This is a genomic window from Shinella sp. M31 (genome assembly GCF_049199205.1).
Lineage (GTDB): Bacteria > Pseudomonadota > Alphaproteobacteria > Rhizobiales > Rhizobiaceae > Shinella.
Window position 1 is genome coordinate 24,094 of record NZ_JBLZPH010000089.1, and the last position, 7,560, is coordinate 31,653.

General features: G+C 62.4%; 7 protein-coding genes. 6 read left to right on the plus strand and 1 reads right to left on the minus strand.

Annotation, left to right across the window (positions count from 1 at the left end; genetic code table 11):
* Positions 1-31: 31 nt before the first annotated feature.
* Positions 32-1,648, minus strand: a complete 1,617-nt coding sequence (locus tag ACOZKU_RS15410; protein WP_421579602.1) for a phosphoenolpyruvate carboxykinase — start codon at positions 1,646-1,648, stop codon at positions 32-34.
* Positions 1,649-1,962: 314 nt separating this feature from the next.
* Here ACOZKU_RS15410 and ACOZKU_RS15415 point away from each other — a divergent pair, with 314 nt between their 5' ends.
* The 6 genes from ACOZKU_RS15415 (at position 1,963) to ahcY (ending at position 7,529) form a co-directional block, all read left to right on the plus strand.
* Positions 1,963-2,700: a response regulator transcription factor gene (locus ACOZKU_RS15415; RefSeq protein WP_421579603.1), complete on the plus strand. Its 738-nt coding sequence runs from the start codon at positions 1,963-1,965 to the stop codon at positions 2,698-2,700.
* A 149-nt stretch (positions 2,701-2,849) separates the two neighbouring features.
* Positions 2,850-4,580 (plus strand): stimulus-sensing domain-containing protein, encoded by a 1,731-nt coding sequence (locus ACOZKU_RS15420; RefSeq protein ID WP_421579607.1) that lies wholly within the window; start codon positions 2,850-2,852, stop codon positions 4,578-4,580.
* Between the two features lie 142 nt (positions 4,581-4,722).
* Entirely contained in the window at positions 4,723-5,178 is a 456-nt protein-coding gene (locus ACOZKU_RS15425) for an HPr kinase/phosphorylase (RefSeq protein ID WP_421579604.1), read from the plus strand.
* Positions 5,179-5,330: 152 nt separating this feature from the next.
* Positions 5,331-5,732: a PTS sugar transporter subunit IIA gene (locus tag ACOZKU_RS15430; protein ID WP_117372283.1), complete on the plus strand. Its 402-nt coding sequence runs from the start codon at positions 5,331-5,333 to the stop codon at positions 5,730-5,732.
* A gap of 15 nt (positions 5,733-5,747) precedes the next feature.
* Entirely contained in the window at positions 5,748-6,020 is a 273-nt protein-coding gene (locus ACOZKU_RS15435) for an HPr family phosphocarrier protein (protein ID WP_244763459.1), read from the plus strand.
* Positions 6,021-6,128: 108 nt separating this feature from the next.
* Positions 6,129-7,529 (plus strand): adenosylhomocysteinase, encoded by a 1,401-nt coding sequence (gene ahcY, locus ACOZKU_RS15440; RefSeq protein ID WP_421579605.1) that lies wholly within the window; start codon positions 6,129-6,131, stop codon positions 7,527-7,529.
* Positions 7,530-7,560 lie beyond the last annotated feature (31 nt).

A 7,560-nucleotide genomic window follows, 5' to 3' on the forward strand; every position in this document is an offset into this window, starting at 1 on the left:
GCCGGGTTTCACGTGAATCATTGCCGAAACCTTACTCGGCAGCAACCTTGAGGCCGGGTGCCGCGTCGCGCACGCTGCCATCCACCTGGTCTTCGAACTTCTCGAAGTTGGCGATGAACATGTCGACGAGCTTCTGGGCCTGCTTGTCGTAAGCAGCACCGTCGGCCCAGGTCGAGCGCGGGTCGAGGATCTTGGTGTCGACCTCCGGAACCGAAACCGGGACCTGGAAGCCGAAATTGTCGTCGCGGCGGAACAGCGCGCTCTTCAGCGAGCCATCAAGGGCGGCGGCGAGCAGAGCGCGCGTCGCCTTGATCGGCATGCGGCGGCCTTCGCCATAGGCGCCGCCGGTCCAGCCGGTGTTGACCAGCCAGCAATCGACGCCGTGTTCGGCGATGAGTTCCTTCAGGAGGTTGCCGTAGACCGTCGGGTGACGCGGCATGAAGGGGGCGCCGAAGCAGGTCGAGAAGGTGGCTTCCGGCTCGGTCACGCCACGCTCCGTGCCGGCGACCTTGGCGGTGTAGCCGGAAAGGAAGTGGTACATGGCCTGGTCGGGTGTCAGCTTGGCGATCGGCGGCATCACGCCGAAGGCATCGGCCGTCAGCATGATGATCGTCTTCGGATGCGGCGCACGGCCGGTCTCGCTGGCATTCGGAATGAAGTGCAGCGGATAGGCGCAGCGCGTGTTTTCCGTCAGCGAGCCGTCGTTGAAGTCCGGAACGCCATCGGCATCGAGCACGACGTTTTCGAGAACGGTGCCGAAACGCTGGGTCGTCGCGTGGATTTCCGGCTCGGCTTCGGCCGAAAGACGGATGGTCTTGGCGTAGCAGCCGCCTTCGAAGTTGAAGATGCCGTTTTCGCCCCAGCCGTGCTCGTCGTCGCCGATGAGCGTGCGGTTCGGGTCGGCCGAGAGCGTCGTCTTGCCGGTGCCCGACAGGCCGAAGAACACGGCGGCGTCGCCGGCCGGGCCGACATTGGCCGAGCAGTGCATCGGCATGACCTTTTCCGACGGCAGCAGCCAGTTCAGAACGGTGAAGACCGACTTCTTCATCTCACCGGCATAGTAGGTGCCGGCGATCAGCACGATGCCGCGCGACAGATCGCAGGCGATCATGGTTTCGGTGCGCGCACCGTGGCGGGCGGGATCGGCCTTGAAGGTCGGCAGGTCGATGATGGTGAGCTTCGGTGCGAAGCCGGCCAGATCCTTCTCTTCCGGGCGGATGAGCAGGTTGCGGATGAACAGCGAGTGCCAGGCAAGCTCGGTCACGACGCGGGTCGGCAGCGCGTAGTCCTGATCGGCACCGCCGATGAGATCCTGCACGAAGAGGTCGCGGCTGCCGGCATGGGCCAGCATGTCGGCATGCAGCGCATCGAAATGCGCGCGCGACACGGCCTTGTTGTTGTCCCACCAGATGGCGTTTTCGGTGTTTTCGTCGCGAACGACGAACTTGTCCTTCGGCGAGCGTCCGGTGTGCTGGCCGGTCAGCGCACGCAGCGCGCCATGGGCGGTCTTGACAGCTTCGCCGCGACCGAGCGCCTCTTCATAGAGAGCCTCCGCTGCAAAGTTGTACCGAACCGTGCCGTTGGTGTTGGTGTTGATACCCATCGCGGTGAGCCCCAGAGCGGGGTTGCGAACGCCGATTTCCTGCATGGTCCAGATTTCCTCCGTGGACGAAGACCCATGGTGAATTTTGCCGGAAGCTAATCTGCTCTTGTCACAAAAACAAGAGGCAAATAGAAATTAGGCAATAATATCAATTAATTAATCGATTTAAATATTTGTCTGACTTTTTTAATCGGTTGAATAATCGATTTAAAAGACCATTGGAAAACGACGCTGAAACGTCATCCTTTATCTCTGCCACAATTTGTTCCACCTTTACCCCCAGGAAGGCGCATCACATCCAGGACAGGAACTCGGATCCGAGGTCGGGAAAGGCGCCGATGAATATGGAGACTAACAGGATGCAGACGATCGCACTCGTCGACGACGACCGGAACATTCTCACATCCGTGTCGATCGCCCTTGAGGCCGAAGGCTACAAGGTCGAGACCTATACGGACGGTGCGTCCGCCCTCGACGGCCTTCTCGCCCGACCGCCGCATCTCGGTATCTTCGACATCAAGATGCCGCGCATGGATGGCATGGAGCTTCTGCGGCGGCTGCGCCAGAAATCGGACATCCCGGTCATCTTCCTCACCTCCAAGGACGAAGAGATCGACGAGCTGTTCGGTCTCAAGATGGGCGCCGACGACTTCATCACCAAGCCCTTCTCGCAGCGCCTGCTGGTCGAGCGCGTCAAGGCGATCCTGCGCCGCGCCTCGAGCCGCGAGGCCGCAGCCTCCGCCGGCGGTAGTGCTGCCGGCACCCCGGCCAAGACAGGCGAAGTCGCCGCCCGCTCGCTGGAGCGCGGCCAGCTGGTCATGGATCAGGAGCGGCACACCTGCACCTGGAAGGGCGAACCGGTGACGCTGACGGTCACGGAATTCCTCATCCTGCATTCGCTCGCCCAGCGCCCGGGCGTGGTCAAGAGCCGCGATTCGCTGATGGACGCCGCCTATGACGAGCAGGTCTATGTCGACGACCGCACCATCGACAGCCACATCAAGCGGCTGCGCAAGAAGTTCAAGATGGTCGATACCGATTTCGACATGATCGAAACGCTCTATGGCGTCGGCTACCGTTTCCGCGAAGCGGCTTAAAGCGTAAAATGGCTTGCATGAACCGCGGCGGCGATGGCATGCCGCGGTGGGTGGCGTGATGCCGCCCGCATGAGGAATGGAATCAGGTGTTGCAGACCGTGCCGGACAGGGATGGAGACGACGTCGAGGGCAGGCCCGCGCCGCGCTCGCTGCGCCGCCGCTGGACGCATCCCTTCACGCTCGCACGTCGCATCTTCGGCAATGCCGTCTTTTCCAGCCTCACGCGCCGCATCCTGTTCTTCAACCTCGTCGCGCTGGTCGTGCTTGTTGCGGGCATTCTTTATCTCAACCAGTTCCGCGAGGGATTGATCGACGCGCGTGTCGAAAGCCTGCTGACGCAGGGCGAGATCATCGCCGGCGCAATTTCGGCCTCGGCCTCCGTCGATACCAACTCGATCACCATCGATCCGGAAAAGCTGTTGGAATTGCAGGCCGGCCAGAGCATCACGCCGCTGCCGAACGACGAAGACCTGGAATTCCCGATCAACCCGGAGCGGATCGCCCCGGTCCTGCGGCGGCTGATCTCGCCGACCCGCACCCGCGCCCGCATCTACGACACCGACGCCAACCTGCTGCTCGATTCACGCCATCTCTATACGCAGGGCCAGGTGCTGCGCTTCGACCTGCCGCCCGTCGAGCCGGAAAGTTCCAGCATCGCCGAGCGGCTGAATGTCTGGTTCAACCGCATGCTGCAGCCGGGTAACCTGCCGCAATACAAGGAAGCGCCCGGCGGCGACGGCTCGATCTATCCGGAAGTGATGAATGCGCTGACCGGCGTGCGCGGCGCGGTGGTGCGCGTCAACGACAAGGGCGAACTCATCGTCTCGGTCGCCGTGCCCGTACAGAGGTTCCGCGCCGTGCTCGGCGTTCTCCTGCTGTCGACGCAGGCGGGGGATATCGACAAGATCGTGCATGCCGAGCGCCTCGCCATCATGCGCGTTGCCGGTGTCGCCGGCCTCGTCAACATCGCGCTGTCGCTGCTGCTCTCCTCGACCATCGCCAATCCGCTGCGCCGTCTCTCGGCGGCGGCGATCCGCGTCCGGCGCGGGGCGAAGGAACGTGAGGAAATCCCGGATTTCTCCGTGCGTCAGGACGAGATCGGCAACCTCTCGATTGCGTTGCGCCAGATGACGACGGCGCTTTACGACCGCATCGATGCGATCGAGAGTTTTGCCGCCGATGTCAGCCACGAGCTGAAGAACCCGCTGACCTCGCTGCGCAGCGCCGTGGAAACCCTGCCGCTCGCCCGCACGGACGATTCGAAGAAGCGGCTGCTCGACATCATCCAGCATGACGTGCGCCGCCTCGACCGCCTGATCAGCGACATCTCCGATGCCTCGCGGCTCGATGCGGAACTGGCGCGCAGCGATGCCCGCACCGTCGATCTCGAAAAGCTGCTCGGCGACCTCATCGACATCTCGCGCCAGGTCAACACACGCAAGAAGCCCGTCAGCCTCGATTTCGTCGTCGACCGCAAGGACAATCCGAAGGTCAAGTTCGAGATTTCGGGCTACGAGCTGCGCATCGGCCAGATCGTCACCAACCTCATCGAAAATGCCCGCTCCTTCGTGCCGGATTCGGGCGGGCGCATCGTGGTGCGCCTGTCGCGCGGCCGCAACGACCGCTGCATCATCCAGGTCGAGGACAACGGTCCCGGCATCCAGGCCGAAAACATCGACCGCATCTTCGAGCGCTTCTACACGGACCGCCCGGCGACCGAGGACTTCGGCCAGAATTCCGGCCTCGGCCTCTCGATTTCGCGGCAGATCGCCGAAGCGCATGGCGGCACGCTGAAGGCAGACAACATCGTCGACAAGAAGACCGGCACGATTTCGGGCGCGCGCTTCACCCTCTCTCTGCCGGCGGGAACGCGGAAGTGATCGATCGTCCGCGCAAGCCCCCCTCATCCGACCCTTCGGGCCACCTTCTCCCCGCGGGGGAGAAGGGGAAAACCATCGAAGCCGCATGTTTCCTTCTTCCCGCGGGGAGAAGGTGCCGGCAGGCGGATGAGGGGGTTTTGCCATGCCCTCGCCTTTGAACATCCACGCAACGGCCATCGTCATCGGCACGACGGGACTTCTCTTCACCGGCCCTTCCGGCAGCGGCAAAAGCGCCATTGCCCTCCACTGCATCGAGGAAGCCCGCGGGCGCGGACTGTTTGCGGCCATGGTCAGCGATGATCAGGTACTGATCTCCGAGGCCAACGGCTGCCTGATCGCGCGAGCGCCAGAAAGCATTGCCGGCCTTGCGGAAATGCGCGGCGCCGGCATCGTCGCCGTCGAAACCATCGAGGCGGCGGTGCTGCACCGCGCCATCCGGCCGATGGAGGCGCCCTTTGCCGAGCGGTTGCCGCCGGAGGCGGAACGCCTCGCGGTTCTGCCTGCGCATTCCTTGCCGCTGACCCGCCTGCCGCTCTTTACCGGCGCCACGGCCTTCTCGACTTTGATCGCAATTCACCCGGAATTGCTTCATCCTTGACCGCAAAAAGCTCCGTCAAAACGCAAAATCGGCCATTTAGGGCTTGCACTTGGGCTTTTCATTGACAAGATGGCCACCCCAGCGGTGGACGGAATTGTTGCATTGCGGTATTCGGCCGACCGTTTCGAGTTGGGAAAGTGGAGCGATTGCTGATGATCGGACTGGTGCTTGTCACCCATGGCAGGCTGGCGGAGGAATTTCGTCACGCCCTTGAGCATGTGGTCGGTCCGCAGAAGGCGATCGAGACCGTCTGCATCGGCCCCGAGGATGACATGGACCAGCGCCGCCAGGACATCCTGGAGGCGGTGCAGCGCGCCGACCAGGGTCACGGCGTCATCATCCTTACCGACATGTTCGGCGGTACGCCCTCCAACCTCGCTATTTCGGTGATGTCGGGCGAGAAGATTGAGGTGATCGCCGGCGTGAACCTGCCGATGCTGATCAAGCTCGCCGGCATCCGTGGCGAAAACAACATGGAAAAGGCGCTGATCGACGCGTCCGAAGCCGGCCGGAAATATATCAACGTGGCAAGCCGCGTTCTCAGCGGCAAGTAAGGTCCCCTGCCCTCCATGACCGTCTCGAAAGAGCTTCTCATCATCAACAAGCGCGGTCTGCATGCCCGCGCTTCGGCAAAATTCGTCCAGACGGTCGATGGCTACGACGCGGAAGTGACCGTTTCCAAGGACGGCATGACCGTCGGCGGTACCTCGATCATGGGCCTGATGATGCTGGCCGCCAGCCCCGGCTGCTCCGTCTTCGTGACAGCAACGGGTGCGCAGGCGCAGGCCGTTCTCGATGCGCTCGATGCACTCATCGCCGACAAGTTCGGCGAGGAGATGTAAGTCTCCCGTTAATATAAGGATATAAAGACTTCTTTATGTCCGGTTGCTCCAGCGGTCGTTTCCTGATAGGAAGCGCCATCAATCAAAGCCAGAAGGCTGGAGCTCTTCATGACCACCACCCATGACTACCACGTCGCCGACATCGCGCTTGCCGATTTCGGCCGCAAGGAAATCCAGATCGCCGAAACGGAAATGCCGGGCCTGATGGCCTGCCGCGAAGAGTTCGGCGCATCTAAGCCCCTCAAAGGCGCGCGCATCACCGGCTCGCTGCACATGACCATCCAGACCGCCGTTCTTATCGAGACGCTGGTGGCGCTGGGTGCCGACGTGCGCTGGGCCTCGTGCAACATCTTCTCCACGCAGGACCACGCCGCCGCCGCGATCGCCGCCGCCGGCATCCCGGTCTATGCCGTGAAGGGCGAAACGCTGACGGAATATTGGGAATACACTGACAAGATCTTCCAGTGGACCGATGGCGGCTTCTCCAACATGATCCTCGACGACGGCGGCGACGCCACCATGTACATCCTGCTCGGCGCCCGCGCCGAAGCCGGTGAGAACGTGCTGGTCAATCCCGGTTCGGAAGAAGAAGAGATCCTCTTCGCGCAGATCAAGAAGCGCCTGGCCGCAACGCCCGGCTGGTTCACGAAGCAGCGCGACGCCATCAAGGGCGTGACGGAAGAGACGACCACCGGCGTCAACCGTCTCTACCAGTTGCAGCAGAAGGGCCTCCTGCCCTTCCCGGCGATCAACGTCAACGATAGCGTCACCAAGTCGAAGTTCGACAACAAATACGGCTGCAAGGAATCGCTGGTCGACGGCATCCGCCGCGGCACCGACGTGATGATGGCCGGCAAGGTCGCCGTCGTCTGCGGCTACGGCGACGTCGGCAAGGGCTCAGCTGCCTCGCTGCGTGGCGCCGGCGCCCGTGTGAAAGTCACGGAAATCGACCCGATCTGCGCCCTGCAGGCGGCCATGGACGGTTTTGAAGTCGTTCAGCTGGAAGACGTGGTGTCCTCCGCTGATATCTTCATCACCACGACCGGCAACAAGGACGTCATCCGCATCGAGCATATGCGCGAGATGAAGGACATGGCGATCGTCGGCAATATCGGCCACTTCGACAACGAGATCCAGGTCGCCGCGCTCAAGAACCTCAAGTGGACGAACGTCAAGCCGCAGGTCGACCTGATCGAGTTCCCTAGGGGTAACCGCATGATCCTGCTGTCGGAAGGACGCCTACTCAACCTCGGCAACGCCACCGGTCACCCGTCCTTCGTGATGTCCGCCTCGTTCTCCAACCAGGTGCTGGCGCAGATCGAACTCTACACCAAGGGCGATGCCTACCAGAACGAAGTCTACGTCCTGCCCAAGCAGCTCGACGAGAAGGTCGCCCGCCTGCACCTCGCCAAGCTTGGCGCAAGGCTCACGGAACTCTCGGACGAACAGGCCGGCTATATCGGCGTCACCACGACCGGTCCGTTCAAGGCTGAACACTACAGGTACTGATCCTTACCCGGATTATCCACAACATCTAGAG